This window comes from Enterobacter sp. Taxon_8, from assembly GCF_058354585.1.
In genome coordinates this window covers 827,762-846,169 of sequence record NZ_CM177989.1, presented here as the reverse complement: position 1 = coordinate 846,169, position 18,408 = coordinate 827,762, and the positions used below count along the sequence as shown (strand labels likewise).

Here is an 18,408-nt window from a genome sequence, read left to right as displayed (position 1 = left end):
ATCTCTTTCTTTGGGTACATCAGTCCGTGATAAGAAGTGCATCATAAATGAACACCCTTAGCTGCGCAATTTTTATACAGCGCTCAGGACTGATTAAATTTAAACAACGGCAGCAGGTAGCGCTGCGCCTCTTCCGTAATAGCCTCAAAGTACTCTGGCTCAAGCGTTCGCCATAAGCGCTGATACCAGACATCTTCACCTTCGCCACGCACCATCATGTTACCTTCGTAGGCCTGCATAAACTTACTGCGGGCTTTCTGCAGCGAAGCCTCATCCGTTAACATCGCATCATTCTGCGCGTCATAACAGGCTTTTATCCAGGCGCCGCCACTTTCCGGCAGTAGCAGGAGGGGTTTGTTCATTCCCTGGCGGTAGCCATCAATGTACAAAGACAGATACCGTAACGCCTGATCAGACTCCATTGGCGGGAAGCGCCATTCGCCCTCTTTGCGCACGAAAATGCGGCTTTCGCCTTTATGCCCACCCGCACTGTAGACAAGATGTTCCAGCCAGAGTTGCAAACCCTGTGAAACGCTAAGCATTGAAGGCCGCCAGCGAAGCAGCCCATCCTGCTGAACCTGGGTTAACCAGCCCGTGAGCTGTACCCCGTTGCAGTTGAGATCGATTTCAATACTATTCCCTGGCTGTCGGCACGCTCTTACGCGCTCTGCCAGGGCGGTCATCTCCTGACACTGCGCCTCCCAGACGATCTCCCCGAACGCCCCATAAGGCAACTGTCCCGCAGCGCGGTAGCGGCGGTAAAGTTTTTCAGCATCTTCCTCTTCAACCAGCGCATTCAACAGCTGCAGGTTTAACTGGTAGCGCTCCAGACCTTCCAGCGTAAACGGCTCTGCATCAGGAATTTCACTCTCTTCAGAACGGAAATTGACCTGTAGTCGCTGCTGGAAGAAAGCGCGCACAGGATGCGCCCAAAACCGCTGAAGCTGCTCGAAGGTCAGGGTGTCGACAGGGCGAGGGTCGAGTTCCTGAATAAAATCGGTATGCGCATTCCCCTCTTTTTTCGCCGCTGGCAGCCACTCCTGCGCATAGCTCTGGCGCTCGCTGGCCGTATAGTTCACCGGGTCAAACGGCATGCGGCTGTGGAAACAGGTGATATGGTCTTTCACCCTCTTCTCGCTTTCATCGCAGTTGCGCTCTTCATCCCCCGGCAGGTAGTGGCTCTGACCGATATAATCCACCAGTTCCTGCACCAGAACGGAGGGGAAACGCTCGCTGTTGTCCTGAATCGAACGGCCGATATAGCTGATATAAAGCTTACTCTGGGCGGAAATAAGCGCCTCAAGGAAGAGATATCGGTCATCATCACGGCGGCTACGGTCGCCCCGTTTTGGATTTGCGCTCATTAAATCGAACCCCAACGGCGCGAGCGCGCGAGGATAAACGCCGTCGTTCATGCCAAGTAAACAGACCACTTTAAACGGGATTGAACGCATTGGCATCAGGGTGCAAATATTGATGGGGCCTGCCAGGAAACGCTGGCTGATTCGCTCCTGGTCAAGCCGCTGCGTCAACTCATCCCTCAACAGCGACAGCGGAATGGCCTCCTGATAGTGGGAATTGACGCCTTCGTCGATGATAGCCTGCCACTGCGTTTCAATGAGCGCCATCGCCGCTTCGGTGTCATTGTCCGGCAGGAAGAAATCATTAAGCAACGCTCTGCAAACCGGGAGCCATTCTTCAAGTGGACGCGGCTGCAGCAGCTCGTGTCGCCAGCGGTTAAGCTGCATCAGGAGCGATGCTAAATGCCCCACCAGTTCAGCAATTAACCCGCTGGACTCATCGTAAGGCAGCACCTCATTCCACTCGCCCTGACTGCTCTCCATGGCATAGCCCAGCAGCATACGCGTCAGGCCAAATCGCCAGGTGTGCTGCCCGGTTGGAGGAAGTTCGAACTCCTGAACGTTATCGTCATCGATACCCCAGCGAACACCAGACTCATTCACCCACTGGCGAAGGTAGCGAAGCCCCTCTTCATTGATGTTGAAGCGTGCAGACAGAACGGGGACATCCAGTAACGCCAGGACATCTTCGGAGATAAAGCGGCTATCCGGCAGTGAGAGTAAAGTGATAAACGCCTGCAATGCCGGATGCGACTGACGGGCACGACGGTCAGAAATAGCATAAGGAAGATATCGCTCGCCCGTCGCGCTGCCAAAGACGGCCTGAATAAAGGGACTGTAGCTGTCGATATCCGCCACCATTACCACGATATCACGTGGCGTCAGTTCGGGATCGTCCTGCAGCATCGCCAGCAGCTGGTCGTGAAGCACTTCGACCTCACGCTGAGGGCTATGGCAAACATGGATCGTGATGCTGCGATCGTCAGCGTCCAGCTTACGCTTGCTGTCGCTGCGTTCGAACTCGTTCGCCGTCACGCCCATGACGGCACGGTTTTCCAGATCCAGAATATCTAACTGAATATTATGCAGCAGGCTGTCCGGAGCGATCTCGACAAAGGCATCCACGTCACCTTCGCCTGAGGAAGTGATGTCTGAAAGCATGTGAATGTAGTCACGCCCCAGCTTCCCCCATGAGGCAAGCAGCGGATTGGGCAGGTTCTGGATACCATCTTCGTCAAAAAGCTGCCCGGCAGTCGAGCCGTCCTTAAACAGCGGGACGGACCGTTCTTCAAAAAGGCGCTTTCGTTGGCGAGTTACCAGACGCGCAAGCCAGCGTTCATCGAGGATATCCCCCCAATACTGTCGGCAAGGGTTGGTGAACAAAATATGAATATCAATATGTTTACCCAGCGCATTCAACGCCTTCAGATAAACAGGCGGTAAAGCGGATATCCCGCAGATAAAAACGCGTGACGGTAGTCTTGCTGGACGCTCTGTCGCATTTTCGAGTATTGAAATAAACCGATCGTACAGGTTGGCACGGTGCCACTTAGGCTGCCCAAGTTTCTCCGTATGTTCTACCAGTGCTTTCCACAGCGGTGCCTGCCATATTTGCGCCTCCGGCAGACCTTCAACCAGCTCGCCCGCTTCCCAACGAATTAACCAGTCAGAACGGTAAACAAGGTATTGGTCGTAGAGATCGGCAGTACGCGACGCCAGCTGGAACAGCTTGCGCTTGTCGGTATCGTCATTGAGGTAGTGGCGCAGCATGGCGAATTCATCATGCTGCAGCATTTCCGGCAGCAGCGCCATGAGCTTCCAGCTCATGGCCTGCTTGTTGAAGGCGCTCTGCTCCGGGATGTCCGGCAACACGCGCACAAACATCTCCCAGATAAAGCTCGCGGGCAGCGGGAAATCAATATTTGCGGCTATGCCAAATTTACGGGAAAGCGACATTTGCAGCCACTGTGCCATACCGGTGCTCTGCACCAGCACCATTTCAGGCTCAAAAGGATCGTCAAGCCGCTCGCGCTCAACGATAAACTCCATCAGCGCTTCCAGCACATCCAGACGATTTGAGTGGTAGACCCTTAACATAGACGCTCCCGACTACTGGCTAACCGGGCAATGCAGACGCGTTAGCTCACCGCGCCGCCCCAGAGGAGAAATAAGTGTAACCGTGATGCTGACACATCCTGCGTGCGTTGTCTGCCCCCGACTGGCCTGCCAGCCTGCAGGGAGAACATTTGTTGAGAGCTGAGACTGATTCCAGGCATGGTGCCAGAGCTGGCGATACTGGTTAAACAGGGTAAACCGCGCCGCCAGCGCCCGGTGATAACCCGACAAAGCCGTCACGACGATCACCAGCAGCATCATCGCCAGCAGGACTTCCACCATGCTAAACCCTTTTTCTTTGCTCACGGCAGCTGGCATAACGCGCTCTCCTTAAGGGGACAAAAATCACTCCAGCCGTGAGGCAAAAAGCGAACTTCCCCGTCGACAATCTCTGCTGCGCGCCAGAGCAGCAGGCCGCTGTCTCCGGCAATCAGTAACGCGCGCCCCTCACTCAGCTGGCGCAAACACACTCGCCACGCAGGTGTCTTTTTGCACTGAATCTGGGGCTCTGACGACCAGCTCTGAACCCGTCCCCACTCAAGCGCTGACTGTACCGTCGCCTGCTGCTGAAGCGAGCGGCTCTCGCCGCCAACGAGCGCGCTAAACGTTATGAGCTGCTGATTGAGACCCGTGAGGATCAGTGTCCCGAGCACCAGTAAAAGCAGAACCAGCGCCAGCGAAGATATGCCGCGTTGACGATTCACAGGTTGTATCCCGTGACCGTATACACCGCCTGCCAGGGCTCCCCCTTCTCGCCTTTGCGAATCGCCGCCATTTCGATATTCACCTCTGGCGCAAAACCGGCATGCTCCACTGTTCTTACTACAAAATGCGCGATCGTAAGCCTGCTCGGGTCAGTAAGCTTTTCCCATCCTTTTCCTTCACATGAGGTCGCTCCACGCAGGGTTTCCAGCGCCCCCGACTCCAGACGAAAACCGGTGCTGTCATTTTCTGATGCGCTGTTATCCCAGTTGCCGTTACTGTTGGCGTCCGACCGCACAATGACGCAACTTCCAAGCCTCGCGGTCACCAGCGCCTGCCCCTGACAGTTTCCCGCGCAGTACCCCGCACGCTGAAGCTGTTTGCCCACGGAAAACAGATGATGCCAGACCTCTTCCTCTAGTTCTCTCTGGCCGGATTGCACTAAGACCGCTCGCTGCAAGCCGGGTAAAAATCGCGATGCGCTTATCAGCAAAAGACTGCTAATCGCCGTAGCAATCAGAACTTCAGTCAGCGAGAAACCACGCTGCCTCATCGACATGAACCTCCCCCAATGACCTTACACATCCTGATGCGTCCTCCATTTGAGACAATAATCAGCCACTCTCCTGCACGGCTTTGGACGCGTATCCGCCCTGCCCACGCCGTATCCCTTAATCCATAGAAAGCGAGCGACGGCGTTACCTCGCCGATCGCGACTTCAGGCCAGAGTGGTATCAGCACAAAGGGACTGCCCTTCTCACAGCCTTGGGCGGCAGAGCTCACCAGACAGTCCCGGCCTCCCACCCGCTGATGGGTAATTTGATGGTCGCGGTTGTAGCGGTTGGCATGATTGCGTAGAAAAAGCAGGTAATCTCGCACCTGACTGGCGGTTTGCCACAGCCGCTGCTGCCGCTGCCAGCTGTCCCATCCGTACAGCCCTGAGGCGCTAAGAATAACGACAAGCGATATGGCGACCAGCGTTTCGATAAGCGTAAAACCGTTCTCTTTTTTCATACCGGGAGTGTGGCGAAGCGCCGTGAACATGACGAGCATCGAAATATCGTTTTACGAGGCGTTATCCGGAGAATTGGAAGAGTTGCAGCGCGTTGCACGCTTTCTGGATAGCGCTTCGGGAAACGGGATATAGGCGAAAAAAAAACCGGCGCTAAACAGCACCGGTTGTGTCACGCTTTATCGCATCAGATAGCGACGGGCGCTTTGATGCCCGGATGTGGGTCGTAGCCCTCAATTTCGAAATCATCAAAGCGGTAATCGAAGATTGATGCCGGTTTGCGCTTGATAACCAGCTTCGGCAGCGCACGCGGTTCGCGCGTCAGCTGGAGATGCGTCTGTTCCATATGGTTGCTGTAAAGATGGGTATCCCCTCCGGTCCAGACAAAATCCCCCACTTCCAGATCGCACTGCTGCGCCATCATGTGGACCAACAGCGCATAGCTGGCAATGTTAAACGGCAGGCCGAGGAACACGTCACAGGAGCGCTGGTAGAGCTGGCAGGAGAGCTTCCCATCCGCCACATAGAACTGGAAGAACGCATGGCACGGTGCCAGCGCCATTTTATCCAGCTCGCCGACGTTCCAGGCGGAAACGATGATGCGGCGCGAGTCCGGATCGTTTTTCAGCTGGTTCATCACGGTGGTGATCTGGTCAATATGGCGGCCATCAGGCGTTGGCCATGCGCGCCACTGCTTGCCGTAAACCGGGCCCAGGTTGCCATTTTCATCTGCCCATTCGTCCCAGATTGAGACGTTATTTTCGTGCAGATACGCTATGTTGGTATCGCCTTGCAGGAACCAGAGCAGTTCATGAATGATCGAGCGCAGGTGGCAGCGCTTTGTCGTCACCAGAGGGAAGCCTTCTTGCAGGTTGAAGCGCATCTGGTGGCCAAAAATGGAGAGCGTACCGGTGCCGGTGCGGTCGTTTTTCGGCGTGCCCTCGTCGAGCACTTTTTTCATCAATTCAAGATACTGTTTCATGGTTCCTCAGGAAATTTGTTGCTGTGGACGACGACGATACGCCCAAATCATCATAATGGTACCCGCGACAATCATCGGTATGGAGAGGATCTGCCCCATGCTGATGTACTGTACCCATTCGCCGGTAAACTGTGCGTCTGGCTGACGGAAGAACTCGACGATAATACGGAATGCGCCGTAGCCAATAAGGAACAGGCCGGAGACAGCGCCCATCGGACGCGGTTTGCGGATAAACAGGTTGAGAATGATAAACAGCACAACGCCTTCCAGCGCCAGCTCGTACAGCTGAGACATATGGCGCGGCAGAACGCCGTAGGTATCGAAAATGGACTGCCACTCCGGATGTGATGGCAGCAGCGCGATATCTTCCGCGCGGGAGCCCGGGAACAGCATCGTATAAGGCACGCTCGGGTCGACGCGGCCCCACAGCTCACCGTTGATAAAGTTACCCAGACGACCGGCACCCAGACCAAACGGGATCAGCGGCGCGATAAAATCCGAAACCTGGAAGAAGTTGCGTTTGGTGCGTTTGGCAAAAATCACCATCACCAGGATCACCCCAATCAGGCCGCCGTGGAAGGACATGCCGCCGTCCCAGACGCGGAACAGGTAGAGGGGATCGTTCAGGAATACAGGGAAGTTATAGAACAGCACGTACCCAATACGGCCACCGAGGAACACGCCGAGGAAGCCCGCATAGAGCAGGTTTTCAACTTCGTTTTTCGTCCAGCCGCTGCCGGGACGACTGGCGCGACGGCCAGCGAGCCACATGGCAAAAATGAAGCCCACCAGGTACATCAGACCGTACCAGTGAAGCGAAACAGGTCCTACTGAGAAAATGACCGGATCAAATTCCGGAAAATGCAGATAACCACTGTTCATCTGTCACCACAAGATGTTGTTATTCCGCTGAAAGTGGACAGCGGTAGAAATGCGATTCTGCCGTAAGCAGAGGCTCCAAAGTTGCGAATCATAGCATAAGGCGGGCGCGGAGGATGCGCCCGAGATGTAAAAGATGTGTATAGGGTGTTATGCCCGCTGGTGCCCTCTCCCACCGGGAGAGGGAGAAAGACGATTAGCGGCCGCCGCGGATTAGGCCGCCCATACCGCGTCGTTCCATAAACGCCGCGACCTGGTGACGGACCTCAGCAGCCAGCTGCGCCTCAAGGCTGCGTTCTGCGAGTTCGCGAGCATCATTGATGTCGATATGTCGCAGCAGGTATTTCACGCGGGCGACAGCGCGACCGTTCATCGACAGATGGCGGTATCCCAGACCAATCAGGATCGCAACGCACATGGAATCCCCGGCCATTTCACCGCACAGGCGTAAATCAATGCCGTACTGCTCCGCTTCACGGGCAATCATCGCTAACGCGCGAATGATCGCCGGATGCAGGCTGTCGTAGATACTGGCGACGCGGGTATTGTTGCGGTCGACGGCCAGAATATATTGCGTCAGGTCGTTCGTGCCGACAGAGATAAAATCAACACGGTTTGCCAGCTGCGGCAGCATAAAGACCATAGACGGCACTTCAAGCATCACGCCGATCCGCGGTTTCGGGATCGCATAGCCGATCATCTCTTCCACTTCACGCCCGGCACGTTCGATCAGCCGCCGCGACTCGTCTATCTCATCAATGCTGGTTACCATCGGCAGCAGGATGCTGAGATTGCCCGTCGCCGCGTTGGCGCGCAGCATCGCACGCACCTGGATCAGGAAGATCTCCGGCTGATCGAGCGTTATGCGGATCCCACGCCAGCCCAGGCACGGGTTTTCTTCGCTGATCGGCATGTAGGGGAGCTGTTTATCCGCCCCGACATCCAGGGTACGCAGAGTGACAGGTTTGTCGTTAAACATCTGCAGCATCCCCTGATACTGCGCCACCTGCTCCTCTTCGGAGGGGAAACCGCTCTGCAGCATGAACGGGATTTCAGTACGGTATAGGCCAATGCCGTCGATGCGGCTGCCAAGCTTTTCTTCATGCTCAGGGCTTAAACCGGCGTTGAGCATGACTTTGATCCGCTCACCGCTCTTAAGCTGTGCGGGCAGGTTAACGTCATCTTCCGCCAGCTTGCTTAATTCATTCTCTTCGCTGATAAGACGCTGGTATTCCTGGAGCAGAACCGGCTCAGGATCGACCAGCAGCTCACCGCGATAGCCGTCGACCACCAGCGTACGGCGGTGCAGTACCGACGGCTGAATGTCCGCCCCCATAACGGTAGGGATACCCAGCGCGCGCACCATAATGGCGGCGTGTGAGTTGGCGGCACCATCGCGCACCACGACACCGGCCAGCCTGTCCTGCGGCAGTTCAGCCAGCGTGGTTGCCGACAGTTCATCGGCGACCAGAACAAACCGTTGAGGCCAGGCATTCGGCCCCTGAATGGTGTCATCAAGATGGAACAGCAGACGTTGTCCCAGGGCTCGGAGATCTCCAGCCCGCTCTTTCAGGTAACCGTCGGTCAATGCCGCAAATTGGTCGGCAAATTTCTCGATAACCTTCTTAACGGCCCACTCCGCGACCGAGCCTTTATCCACTTCAGCAAAAAGCTCACGACGCAGACGCGCATCGGAAAGCAGGTGCGAATAGAGGTCGAAAATGGCCGCCGTCTCTTTTTGCGCACCTGCGGCAAAACGCTTGCTGTAACGACGAAATTCATTCGCCGCCTCTTCCAGCGCGGCGGTAAGACGCTCGCGCTCAAGCGCTTCATCAAGCGTTGAGGCTTCGTAAACCTGCTCCATTAACGGCAGCGTGGCGTCCATCCAGCCTTCAGCAATCGCTACGCCTGGCGATGCCGGAAGGGCACGAATGCGCGTATGGCGATACTGGCCAAAGAGCGCGGCAAGCTGAGACTGGGAGAGGATCGCCGCCATCTGCGTGGCCAGCGTGACGAGGAAAGACTCCTCGCTTTCGTCATACTGACGTAGCTCACGCTGCTGGACGACCAGTACGCCGAGCAGCTGGCGACGCTGGATAATCGGTACGCCAAGGAAAGCGCGGAAGCGCTCTTCTTTTACGGAAGGGATGTATTTAAAGCTGGGGTGTTTTTGCGCGTCAGCAAGGTTGATGGGTTCAGCCAGCCGCCCAACCAGACCGACGATACCCTCATCAAATGCGAGCGTTACGGTGCGTCCACGTGGCTTCTTCAAACCACGGGTCGCCATCAGGTAATAGCAGCGCCGATCGTGGTCGGCCAGATATACCGAACAGACCTCGGTCTCCATCGCAAGACAGATGTCGGTGACCAGAATATTCAGCGCCTCGTTCAGACGCGGAGCGCTGGCCACCTTCTCGACTATTTCTCGCAAGCGGGTGAGCATGATTTGCGTAGCTTAACCTCTTTTACGTCGCCAGGCAGGTGCGCTCTGCGGCTTAGGCGGGATCTCCTGAAGCTGCATGACCACACTTGCAAACTCTTTCATCACCCTACGGTAAACATCGCGTTTAAATGACACGACCTGACGAACAGGATACCAATAGCTCACCCAGCGCCAGCCATCGAACTCCGGCGTACTGCTGGTTTGCATATTGATGTCTGAATCGTTGCCCACCAACTGCAACAGAAACCACTTCTGTTTCTGGCCGATACAAACCGGCTTTGTGTCCCAACGCACCAAACGTTTCGGTAACTTGTAACGCAACCAGTTGCGGGTCGAAGCCAGGATGCGAACATCTTTCCGGCTCAAACCGACCTCTTCAAAAAGCTCCCGGTACATCGCTTGTTCTGGGGACTCTCCCGGATTGATCCCGCCTTGCGGGAACTGCCAGGAGTGCTGACCATATCGCCGGGCCCACATTACCTGGCCCTGACGATTACAAATTACTATTCCTACGTTCGGGCGGTAGCCATCGTCATCAATCACCGGACTACCCCAAACTAAACCTTATATATGAATGATTGTTTCACACTACAGGGAGGCGGTAAACCACTCTCTTACAGGGCTGCAGCCTAATAACATTTGAATAACTCACAAATAAGTGCTGAGTTATAAACAGATGAGAGCCATTAAAAGGAATTTTATTCACCTTTTCTGTGGATATAGTTGTGAAGAAGTGTCTAATTACCAATGAACAACCTCAAACAATGCCGTCCCCCCTTTTTTAGCTTAATTCAATAATGCAATTATTTTCATATAGTTAAATGTATTTCCATGAACACAAAACAGAATAGCGTGACGATCGTCACATCAGGGATCATCGTGCTGATGAAAGATCGAACAGCGTCGGTTTTATCCACAGATTGTGCCAATAAGTTAGTCACAATTTGTTTGAAATTTCGATTTTCCACGCACGTCAAGGCTGTAAATTGAAACAGTAGTCAGGGTTATGCCCAGTTATCCCATTTTTCTGTGGATAACATGGTGTAAGATCCTGTTCATTGTCAGTGACCAGATTTGAACAACCCGTTTTCCGACTCTGGTGAAACGATTTCAAACCAGTAAAAAAACATATAAATCATGCACATGAAATATTCGTACAGAAATAGTTAAACTCTATCCACAGGGGACAATTTCTTCGTTTATTTTTTAATCAAAAGGTTACCATCATGCATCCGCTTACACCCTTGCTCTCACCGCCGTCCAGCGAGGGCCAGTTGCTACAGCAGGCACAGCGTCTTGCAGGCTTTTCGCTTGGCGAGCTGGCGGCAATAGCAGGGCTTAAGATCCCGAAGGATCTTAAGCGGGATAAAGGCTGGATCGGCATGCTGCTTGAACTATGGCTGGGTGCCAGCGCAGGGAGCAAACCTGAGCAGGATTTTGCTGCACTTGGCGTGGAGTTAAAAACTATCCCTGTAGACAGCCAGGGCAAGCCGCTTGAGACCACCTTTGTCTGCGTTGCGCCATTAACCGGCAATACCGGCGTGACGTGGGAAACCAGTCACGTTCGCCACAAGCTGAAGCGCGTATTATGGGTACCGGTTGAAGGTGAGCGTCAGATCCCCCTGGCTGACCGTCGCGTTGGCGCACCGCTGCTCTGGAGCCCGGACGAGGATGAAGAGCATCAGCTGCGCCTGGACTGGGAAGAGCTGATGGACATGATTGTGCTTGGGCAGGTAGAGCGCATCACCGCCCGACACGGAGAAGTGTTACAGCTGCGTCCGAAAGCGGCCAACAGTAAAGCACTTACCGAGGCAATCGGCGCGCAGGGTGAACCGATACTGACGTTGCCGCGCGGTTTTTATCTCAAAAAGAATTTCACCGGCGCACTCCTGGCACGTCATTTCCTGTTAAAAACATAGTTTTTTACTTATTTTGCGAGCTCTCAAACATAATCGACTGCTTTTTAAGATTTTACCGCTTCCTCAAGTCGCCTTATCGGGTTAATACTAGATTATGATTTGATACAAGCCAGATGAGGACGATAACGATGAAAAAATGGGCAGTATTAGTGTCAGCAGTCGGTTTAGCGTTTGCCGTATCGGGCTGTAGCAGCGATTACGTCATGGCGACAAAAGATGGTCGAATGATCCTGACCGATGGCAAACCCGAAGTCGACGATGATACCGGTCTGGTCAGCTACCGCGACCAGGAAGGCAATAAAATGCAGATCAATCGCGACGAAGTATCGCAAATTATCGAGCGATAATCAGAGAGAGGTCAGTCGCTTGCTGGCCTTTTTGATTTTTTTCTTCCCCTTTTGCTTCCCCTCTGCCATGTTTATATTCCTTTGTCGGGCACGCCCTGACGCGGTCTATAAGTCTACTGAGGAAGCCGGCTATGCATTATCACCGTATCCCCCACAGCGCTCTGGAAATAAGCCAACTGGGGTTGGGCACGATGACATTTGGTGAACAAAACAGCGAAGCCGATGCCCATGCACAACTCGATTACGCCGTCAGCCAGGGCATTAACCTGATTGATGTTGCAGAGATGTACCCTGTTCCGCCACGCCCTGAAACGCAGGGACTTACCGAAACCTACGTCGGTAACTGGTTGGCAAAGCGCGGCAACCGTGAAAAGCTGGTGATTGCCTCAAAAGTCAGTGGCCCCGCGCGCAATAACGATACCGGGATCCGCCCGAACCAGATCCTCGATCGCAAGAATATCCGCGCCGCTCTGGATGCCAGCCTGAAGCGCCTGCAAACCGACTATCTCGACCTCTACCAGGTGCACTGGCCGCAGCGACCAACCAACTGCTTTGGCAAGCTCGGATACAGCTGGAATGAGAGCGCCCCCGCCGTGACGCTGCTGGAAACGCTGGAAGCGCTGACCGAGTGCCAGCGCGCGGGAAAAATCCGCTACATTGGCGTATCTAACGAAACGGCCTTTGGGGTCATGCGCTATCTGCACCTGGCGGATAAGCACGATCTGCCGCGTATTGTGACTATCCAGAACCCGTACAGCTTGCTTAACCGCAGCTATGAGGTGGGTCTGGCCGAAGTGACACAGTATGAAGAGGTAGAGCTGCTCGCCTATTCCTGTCTCGGCTTCGGCACGCTGACGGGGAAATACCTGAACGGCGCGAAGCCGGCGGGGGCGCGAAATACCCTCTTTAGCCGCTTCACCCGCTACAGCGGTGAGCAGACGCAGAAAGCCGTTGCTGCCTATGTAGATATCGCAAAGCGTCACGGTCTTGACCCTGCACAGATGGCGCTGGCCTTCGTGCGTCGTCAGCCGTTTGTTGCCAGCACCCTGCTGGGCGCGACAACGATGGAACAGCTGAAAACCAATATTGAGAGTTTCCACCTGAACCTGAGTGAAGACGTGTTAGCAGAGATTGAAGCGGTGCATCAGGTTTATACTTATCCTGCACCATAGCCTGACGCTTTTGCCCGGTGGCGCTACGCTTACCGGGCCTACAGGTGCTCAAACGCAGGCCCGGTAAGGCGAAGCCACCACCCGGCTAGATATCAACGGCGACGCTGCCAAATCCACAAGCCCGCGATCGCAATCGCAAACAGCCCACCAAACCCGACGCCGATCCCCACCACCGGCACACCCACTTTTACCGCCAGCGAGTAGAGCCCCAGCATTAACAGCATTGCCAGGTTTTCACCCAGGTTTTGTACCGCGATAGCATTTCCCGCCCCGACGGTCTGCTTACCCCGTTCCTGCAGCAACGCGTTCAGCGGCACCACGAAGAAGCCCCCCAGAATACCAATCAGGATGAGGAGGACATACGCGGGCAATAACGCATGCTGCAGCGAGAAGATAAGCACCACGACGCCAATCAGGATCCCTGCGGGCATGCAGCGCGCTACCGTCTCGAGCGTCACCAGCTTCGCCGCCGCACCCGCCCCAACCACAATGCCGATGGCCACCATCGCATTAAGATAGGTCGGCGTCGCATTGTCCGTAATGCCCAGCGCCACCGGCACCCACAGGACCAGCAGGAAGCGCAGCGTGACGCCCGCCCCCCAGAACATACTGGTCCCCATCAGGGAGAAACGCGTTTCCCCGTTACGCCACAGCACGCGGCACGCGTTGAAGAAACTGCCGGTCATCGGTTTGAAGCGCCAGGATTGCCCCGGGCGAGCCACTGGCAGCTTCGGAATAAAGAGGTTTGCCACGACCGCCCCGCCATACACCACCGCGCAGATGCCCAGTGCCGCCAGGACATGCCAGTCGGCCAGTACGCCGCCCGCGACGGATCCGAGCAGAATAGCAGCAATGGTTGACGACTCCATCAGGCCGTTGGCTTTCACCAGCTTATCGCCCGTGGTCAGCTCTCCGAGGATGCCATACTTTGCCGGGGAGTAGGCGGCAGCGCCAATGCCCACCAGCGTGTAGCCAATAAACGGATTGAAGCCAAAGCAAATGCTGGCGGCACCCAGCAGCTTGAGACCGTTGGCAAACATCATCACCCGGCCTTTCGGGAAGCTGTCCGCTACCTGCCCGACGAACGGAGCAAAGATAATGTAAGCGCCCACAAACACCATCTGCAGGATCGGCTGACTCCAGTCGGGGTAAAACTCGGCTTTCAGCAGCGCCAGCGTGGCGAACAGCAGCGCATTATCACCGAACGCAGAGAGGAACTGCGCGGCAATGACCGCCATCATGCCTTTTGAACGCAGTGAGGTGTTAGTGTGTACTGACTCACGCATTTTGCTGTTCCGCCTCTTCAACCATGCCTTTCAGGGTCACGAAATCGGGCTTCCCGCTACCCAGCACCGGGAGCTGCTTCAGGTAGCGAATGTCGCGCGGCACGGCCAGTTCAGGGATACCGTGTTCACGCGCATAGCTCAGTAACCTGTCGCGCTTAAGTTCAGCGTCGGTCGTAAACAGCACCAGCGCCTCGCCTTTGCTGGCATCACTCTTCACCACCGTAGCATGCATCTTATCCGCAGACACGGCCGTTGCCAGCTGTTCGACCATTTCCAGAGAGACCATTTCACCGGCGATTTTAGCGAAGCGTTTCGCGCGTCCCTGAATCTGTACAAAGCCCTGCTCATCGAAACGGACGATATCGCCGGTGTCGTACCAGCCGGTTTCAACCTCGCCGCTGACGTTTTCCGCCGTCGGCGCTTCCAGCACGCCCGGGTTTTCCACGCGCAGATAACCGTTCATCACGTTTGGCCCTTTCAGCTGCAGACGGCCACCGTCCTCAATGCCCGGCACCGCCAGCAGACGCGCATCCATTCCCGGCAGGATTCGGCCAACCGTACCTGGTTTTGCCGCCATCGGCACGTTAATCGAGACCACGGGCGCACACTCGGTAACGCCATAGCCTTCAAGAATGCGCAGGCCAAACTTGTCCTGCCAGATCTGGCGCGTGCTCTCCTGCAGTTTTTCCGCACCGGCCACCACATACCGCACGCGATAGAAGTCATACGGATTGGCGAAACGCGCATAGTTGCCCAGGAAGGTTGAGGTTCCGAACAGGACGGTGCAGTTACGGTCATAGACCAGCTCCGGCACAATGCGGTAATGCAGCGGGCTCGGGTAGAGGAACACTTCTGCGCCGGTCAGGAGCGGCGTGAACAGCCCCACCGTCAGGCCAAATGAGTGGAACAGCGGCAGCGCCGACATAAAGCGGTCGTTTGCGGTAAAGTCGGCGATGCTTTTAATCTGCTCAACGTTCGCCAGAATGCTCTTGTGGCTGTGGACGACGCCTTTAGGGTTGCCCTCCGATCCCGACGTGAAGAGGATAATCGCGTCATCTTCCGGCTGCTGTTTGACCTGCGCCAGACGCGGCACCAGCAGATGCGCAAAAATCCACAGCTTGTCGCCGGTGGTCACGTCCGCTTTCAGATCCTCCAGGAAGACCCAGCGCACCTGGGTGAGCTGCTCGGGAAGATGCCAGAGCTTGCCTTTGTCCAGGAACTGTCGGGAGGTAAAGACGGTATTAATCTGGGCTGCGGTGATGGCGCTGGTCAACCCCTTCACGCCCGCCGTGTAGTTCATCATTGCCGGGATACGGCCCCGGGAAACCGCACCGAAAATCACCGCCGCGCTGATGCCCGCATTAGGCAGCATCAGGCCAATCTTTTCGCCTTTTTTGCTGTACTTCTCCAGAATACGGCCCACAAACAGGGTTTTGGTCAGCAGTTTGCGATAGGTGTCCGGGGTAAAGTTGATGTCTTCGATGCAGTTTTTCTTCGCGCCATAGCGGTACTGCGCGGATAGCAGAGATTCGTACAGCGTTTCGCGCGGGCGCACGGCCATGCGCGCTTCCATCATAATCTGGTGCAGCATTTCCCCGGCGATTTTACGGCGATCGCGGGCACGCGGCGCTTCTGGCATCGGTAACGACGTTGGCGGCAGAATATGCAGGGTTATTTTAGGGAACAGACGCTGCTTCACCAGCCCCTTCAGGCGGCTGAAATGGGTTAGCTCCGCGCCTTCAATGCGCAGCGGTACCACGGTCGCTTTTGATTTCGCTGCAACAAACCCCGCGCCGTCGTAGATTTTCATCAGCGAACCGGTCACTGAAATACGCCCTTCAGGGAAAATAACCACCGGACGCCCCTGCTCAACCAGACGCACCAGATGCTTAATCATCATCGGCTTGGTCGGGTCGAGCGGCACAAAATCAATCAGCGGCGTGAGCCAGCGCATGTACCACTGCTGGCTGATAGAGGTATAGACCGCAAACACCGGGCGCACGGGCAGAAACAGCGCCAGCAGGATGCCATCTATAAAGGAAACATGATTTGGTGTGATAAGAACGCGTTCGCCGCGAAGCGCCTGGGCATCGCCAGTGACGTGGATGCGAAAAAGAATACGGAACAGTGTACGGAAGAACCCAAATAGCATCTCAACTCCCTTTGCCAGCCAGTGTGGAGGGTTGATAGTAAATGGTGGCAGATTACACGAGAAGTGATACGGGAGCGACAGCAAAAGTGGAGGCGAAAAAAAACCTGCGCATCCGCGCAGGTTGGTGCAAGAGATGAGTACGAAACCGTACTAAGAATTCTCACCAATCAATACCTCTGGGATCTCAACTGTATCAATCTCATTAACATCCTCGCCATCGGACAATCGCAACAGCCTGAGGCAAAGTGTAACCAAAGGTTCAGATTGACATTCTTCAGACATGACTGCGCGTGTAACGATTACACCACCAGGGTTGTCCTGCGTCACGTTTGTGGAGAGCGGAAATCCGCTCCCCTTGAATGCGCGCCGCTTTTCCGCAACACTATTTGGTGTGTAAACGCTTACCCCCAATAAGAAGGTAATGAATGGCGACAATAAAGGATGTGGCCCGTCTGGCAGGCGTGTCGGTGGCAACCGTCTCCCGCGTGATTAACGACTCCCCAAAAGCCAGTGACGCATCGCGCCAGGCGGTACAAAATGCCATGGAATCCCTGAACTATCATCCCAATGCCAATGCCCGCGCGCTCGCCCAGCAGTCCACCGAAACCATTGGGCTGGTGGTGGGTGATGTTTCCGATCCCTTTTTCGGCGCCATGGTTAAAGCGGTTGAACAGGTTTCTTATCAGACAGGTAATTTTTTGCTGATCGGCAATGGCTATCATAATGAACAAAAAGAACGCCAGGCCATTGAACAGCTGATCCGCCACCGCTGCGCGGCGCTGGTGGTTCACGCCAAAATGATCCCGGACGCCGAGCTGATTCACCTGATGAAGCAGATGCCCGGAATGGTGATCATCAACCGCATTATTCCCGGATTTGAAAAACGCTGCGTGGCCCTCGATGACCGCTACGGTGCCTGGCTTGCAACGCGGCACCTTATTCAGCAGGGCCATACCCGAATTGGCTATCTCTGTTCAAATCATCCGATTTCTGATGCAGAGGACCGCCTGCAGGGCTACTACGATGCCCTTCGTGAAAACGGGCTGCCGTGTAATGACCGCCTGGTGGCCTACGGTGAACCGGATGAGAGCGGCGGTGAACAGGCCATGACCGAGCTGCTGGGTCGCGGACGGAATTTCACGGCGGTTGCCAGCTATAACGACTCAATGGCCGCAGGGGCGATGGGGGTGTTGAATGACAACGGAATTGAGGTACCGGCAGAAATTTCGCTGATTGGCTTCGACGACGTGCTGGTCTCCCGCTACGTTCGCCCGCGTCTGACCACCGTGCGCTACCCAATCATCACCATGGCAACGCAGGCCGCCGAGCTGGCGCTAGCGCTAGCTGAACAGCGCCAGCCGCCGGAAATTACGCATCTGTTTAGCCCGACGCTGGTTCGCCGTCACTCCGTTGCGTCACCTGCGGAAGCGCAGAGCGAATAACGGTAGAGGTGAACCCGCGTGTTGGGGTATTCCAGACCATCACCGATGTACTGCCAGCCGTAACGTTCGTAGAAGTCGCGGCAGGCAGACCAGAGATGGAGCTCCTCATACCCGGACTGCGCTGCGTAAGCGATAACATGCTGCTGAAGTTGTCCCGCCAGCCCCTTACCTCGCGCCGCCTCATCAACGTACAGCGCCGCCAGCCACGGAAAGAGATCCTGTCGGGTGATCAAATCGCAGCGCCAGAGCCCTACCGTGCCAAGAAGCTGTTCGCCTTCAAGGGCAATAAACGTCAACGGTAATGCCCCCGGTGTCTGGCTGTGCTCAACAATACTGTGGAAAAATTCCCGAGAAAGCCCTTCGCCAAAGGCCTGCCAGAGCCAGTCGGTGACCTGCTCCGCATAGTGCGGTGCCTGGTAAAGCGGGAGGATGGCTATCTTTTTCACGTTTCACCTGCATTTTCTCATGTATTTACTGGCCTGATGCTCCAGCCCGGTTCGGTGATTATCTTACCAGAGTCAGGCTATTGAGTTTGACTTCAGGCTGGCCGGACGAATCGTTACCAAAAAGCGTGATCGTGGCAGAGTTTTTGCGCT

General features: G+C 55.4%; 16 protein-coding genes. 4 read left to right on the top strand and 12 right to left on the bottom strand.

Annotation, left to right across the window (positions count from 1 at the left end; genetic code table 11):
- Positions 1-83 precede the first annotated feature (83 nt).
- From recC to rppH, 9 genes are all read right to left on the bottom strand, one after another.
- On the bottom strand, positions 84-3,458 hold the full coding sequence (gene recC, locus AC4IBF_RS04085) for an exodeoxyribonuclease V subunit gamma (RefSeq protein WP_143345477.1): 3,375 nt from the start codon (positions 3,456-3,458) through the stop codon (positions 84-86).
- Between the two features lie 12 nt (positions 3,459-3,470).
- Positions 3,471-3,794, bottom strand: a complete 324-nt coding sequence (locus AC4IBF_RS04080) for a prepilin-type N-terminal cleavage/methylation domain-containing protein (protein WP_133295081.1) — start codon at positions 3,792-3,794, stop codon at positions 3,471-3,473.
- Positions 3,779-4,180 (bottom strand): DUF2509 family protein, encoded by a 402-nt coding sequence (locus AC4IBF_RS04075; protein ID WP_127732206.1) that lies wholly within the window; start codon positions 4,178-4,180, stop codon positions 3,779-3,781. The genes AC4IBF_RS04080 and AC4IBF_RS04075 overlap by 16 nt, the downstream gene beginning before the upstream one ends.
- A complete protein-coding gene (locus AC4IBF_RS04070) occupies positions 4,177-4,737 on the bottom strand; it encodes a prepilin peptidase-dependent protein (protein WP_143345478.1) in 561 nt (186 codons plus the stop codon). Before AC4IBF_RS04070 ends, AC4IBF_RS04075 begins: the two co-directional genes overlap by 4 nt.
- Entirely contained in the window at positions 4,728-5,192 is a 465-nt protein-coding gene (locus tag AC4IBF_RS04065) for a prepilin peptidase-dependent protein (RefSeq protein WP_111966104.1), read from the bottom strand. The genes AC4IBF_RS04070 and AC4IBF_RS04065 overlap by 10 nt, the downstream gene beginning before the upstream one ends.
- Positions 5,193-5,377: 185 nt before the next feature.
- On the bottom strand, positions 5,378-6,172 hold the full coding sequence (thyA, locus tag AC4IBF_RS04060) for a thymidylate synthase (RefSeq protein WP_111966081.1): 795 nt from the start codon (positions 6,170-6,172) through the stop codon (positions 5,378-5,380).
- 6 nt (positions 6,173-6,178) lie between these two features.
- Complete coding sequence (gene lgt, locus AC4IBF_RS04055; protein ID WP_127732210.1) at positions 6,179-7,054, bottom strand: prolipoprotein diacylglyceryl transferase; 876 nt, start codon at positions 7,052-7,054, stop codon at positions 6,179-6,181.
- Positions 7,055-7,247: 193 nt separating this feature from the next.
- Positions 7,248-9,494, bottom strand: a complete 2,247-nt coding sequence (gene ptsP / locus AC4IBF_RS04050) for a phosphoenolpyruvate--protein phosphotransferase (RefSeq protein ID WP_249576998.1) — start codon at positions 9,492-9,494, stop codon at positions 7,248-7,250.
- Positions 9,495-9,506: 12 nt separating this feature from the next.
- Positions 9,507-10,037 carry an RNA pyrophosphohydrolase gene (gene rppH, locus AC4IBF_RS04045; RefSeq protein ID WP_013098553.1) on the bottom strand — a complete coding sequence of 177 codons (531 nt, stop codon included), beginning with the start codon at positions 10,035-10,037 and terminating at the stop codon, positions 9,507-9,509.
- Positions 10,038-10,720: 683 nt separating this feature from the next.
- On the opposite strand from rppH, the gene mutH reads away from it, so the two are divergent.
- The 3 genes from mutH (at position 10,721) to AC4IBF_RS04030 (ending at position 12,932) form a co-directional block, all read left to right on the top strand.
- Complete coding sequence (gene mutH, locus AC4IBF_RS04040; protein ID WP_133295084.1) at positions 10,721-11,413, top strand: DNA mismatch repair endonuclease MutH; 693 nt, start codon at positions 10,721-10,723, stop codon at positions 11,411-11,413.
- Positions 11,414-11,541: 128 nt separating this feature from the next.
- Positions 11,542-11,760, top strand: a complete 219-nt coding sequence (locus AC4IBF_RS04035) for a YgdI/YgdR family lipoprotein (RefSeq protein ID WP_008499668.1) — start codon at positions 11,542-11,544, stop codon at positions 11,758-11,760.
- Positions 11,761-11,891: 131 nt separating this feature from the next.
- Positions 11,892-12,932: an NADP(H)-dependent aldo-keto reductase gene (locus AC4IBF_RS04030; protein WP_115876203.1), complete on the top strand. Its 1,041-nt coding sequence runs from the start codon at positions 11,892-11,894 to the stop codon at positions 12,930-12,932.
- A gap of 92 nt (positions 12,933-13,024) precedes the next feature.
- Here AC4IBF_RS04030 and lplT read toward each other — a convergent pair whose 3' ends face one another.
- Together lplT and aas are read right to left on the bottom strand one after the other, a co-directional pair.
- A complete protein-coding gene (lplT, locus tag AC4IBF_RS04025) occupies positions 13,025-14,218 on the bottom strand; it encodes a lysophospholipid transporter LplT (RefSeq protein WP_111966085.1) in 1,194 nt (397 codons plus the stop codon).
- Positions 14,211-16,370, bottom strand: a complete 2,160-nt coding sequence (gene aas, locus AC4IBF_RS04020) for a bifunctional acyl-ACP--phospholipid O-acyltransferase/long-chain-fatty-acid--ACP ligase (protein WP_133295087.1) — start codon at positions 16,368-16,370, stop codon at positions 14,211-14,213. Before aas ends, lplT begins: the two co-directional genes overlap by 8 nt.
- Positions 16,371-16,795: 425 nt before the next feature.
- On the opposite strand from aas, the gene galR reads away from it, so the two are divergent.
- Positions 16,796-17,812 (top strand): HTH-type transcriptional regulator GalR, encoded by a 1,017-nt coding sequence (galR, locus tag AC4IBF_RS04015; protein ID WP_127732218.1) that lies wholly within the window; start codon positions 16,796-16,798, stop codon positions 17,810-17,812.
- Here galR and AC4IBF_RS04010 read toward each other — a convergent pair.
- Positions 17,773-18,249 carry a GNAT family N-acetyltransferase gene (locus AC4IBF_RS04010; RefSeq protein ID WP_133295459.1) on the bottom strand — a complete coding sequence of 159 codons (477 nt, stop codon included), beginning with the start codon at positions 18,247-18,249 and terminating at the stop codon, positions 17,773-17,775. The genes galR and AC4IBF_RS04010 overlap by 40 nt on opposite strands.
- Positions 18,250-18,408 lie beyond the last annotated feature (159 nt).

Excerpts from the sequence above, each read along its gene's own strand:
- galR (WP_127732218.1), top strand. The coding sequence starts at position 16,796 with ATGGCGACAATAAAGGATGTGGCCCGTCTGGCAGGCGTGTCGGTGGCA.
- thyA (WP_111966081.1), bottom strand. The coding sequence starts at position 6,172 with ATGAAACAGTATCTTGAATTGATGAAAAAAGTGCTCGACGAGGGCACG.
- recC (WP_143345477.1), bottom strand. The coding sequence starts at position 3,458 with ATGTTAAGGGTCTACCACTCAAATCGTCTGGATGTGCTGGAAGCGCTG.
- AC4IBF_RS04030 (WP_115876203.1), top strand. The coding sequence starts at position 11,892 with ATGCATTATCACCGTATCCCCCACAGCGCTCTGGAAATAAGCCAACTG.
- AC4IBF_RS04065 (WP_111966104.1), bottom strand. The coding sequence starts at position 5,192 with ATGAAAAAAGAGAACGGTTTTACGCTTATCGAAACGCTGGTCGCCATA.
- ptsP (WP_249576998.1), bottom strand. The coding sequence starts at position 9,494 with ATGCTCACCCGCTTGCGAGAAATAGTCGAGAAGGTGGCCAGCGCTCCG.
- AC4IBF_RS04035 (WP_008499668.1), top strand. The coding sequence starts at position 11,542 with ATGAAAAAATGGGCAGTATTAGTGTCAGCAGTCGGTTTAGCGTTTGCC.
- AC4IBF_RS04070 (WP_143345478.1), bottom strand. The coding sequence starts at position 4,737 with ATGTCGATGAGGCAGCGTGGTTTCTCGCTGACTGAAGTTCTGATTGCT.
- lgt (WP_127732210.1), bottom strand. The coding sequence starts at position 7,054 with ATGAACAGTGGTTATCTGCATTTTCCGGAATTTGATCCGGTCATTTTC.
- AC4IBF_RS04080 (WP_133295081.1), bottom strand. The coding sequence starts at position 3,794 with ATGCCAGCTGCCGTGAGCAAAGAAAAAGGGTTTAGCATGGTGGAAGTC.
- lplT (WP_111966085.1), bottom strand. The coding sequence starts at position 14,218 with ATGCGTGAGTCAGTACACACTAACACCTCACTGCGTTCAAAAGGCATG.
- aas (WP_133295087.1), bottom strand. The coding sequence starts at position 16,370 with ATGCTATTTGGGTTCTTCCGTACACTGTTCCGTATTCTTTTTCGCATC.
- mutH (WP_133295084.1), top strand. The coding sequence starts at position 10,721 with ATGCATCCGCTTACACCCTTGCTCTCACCGCCGTCCAGCGAGGGCCAG.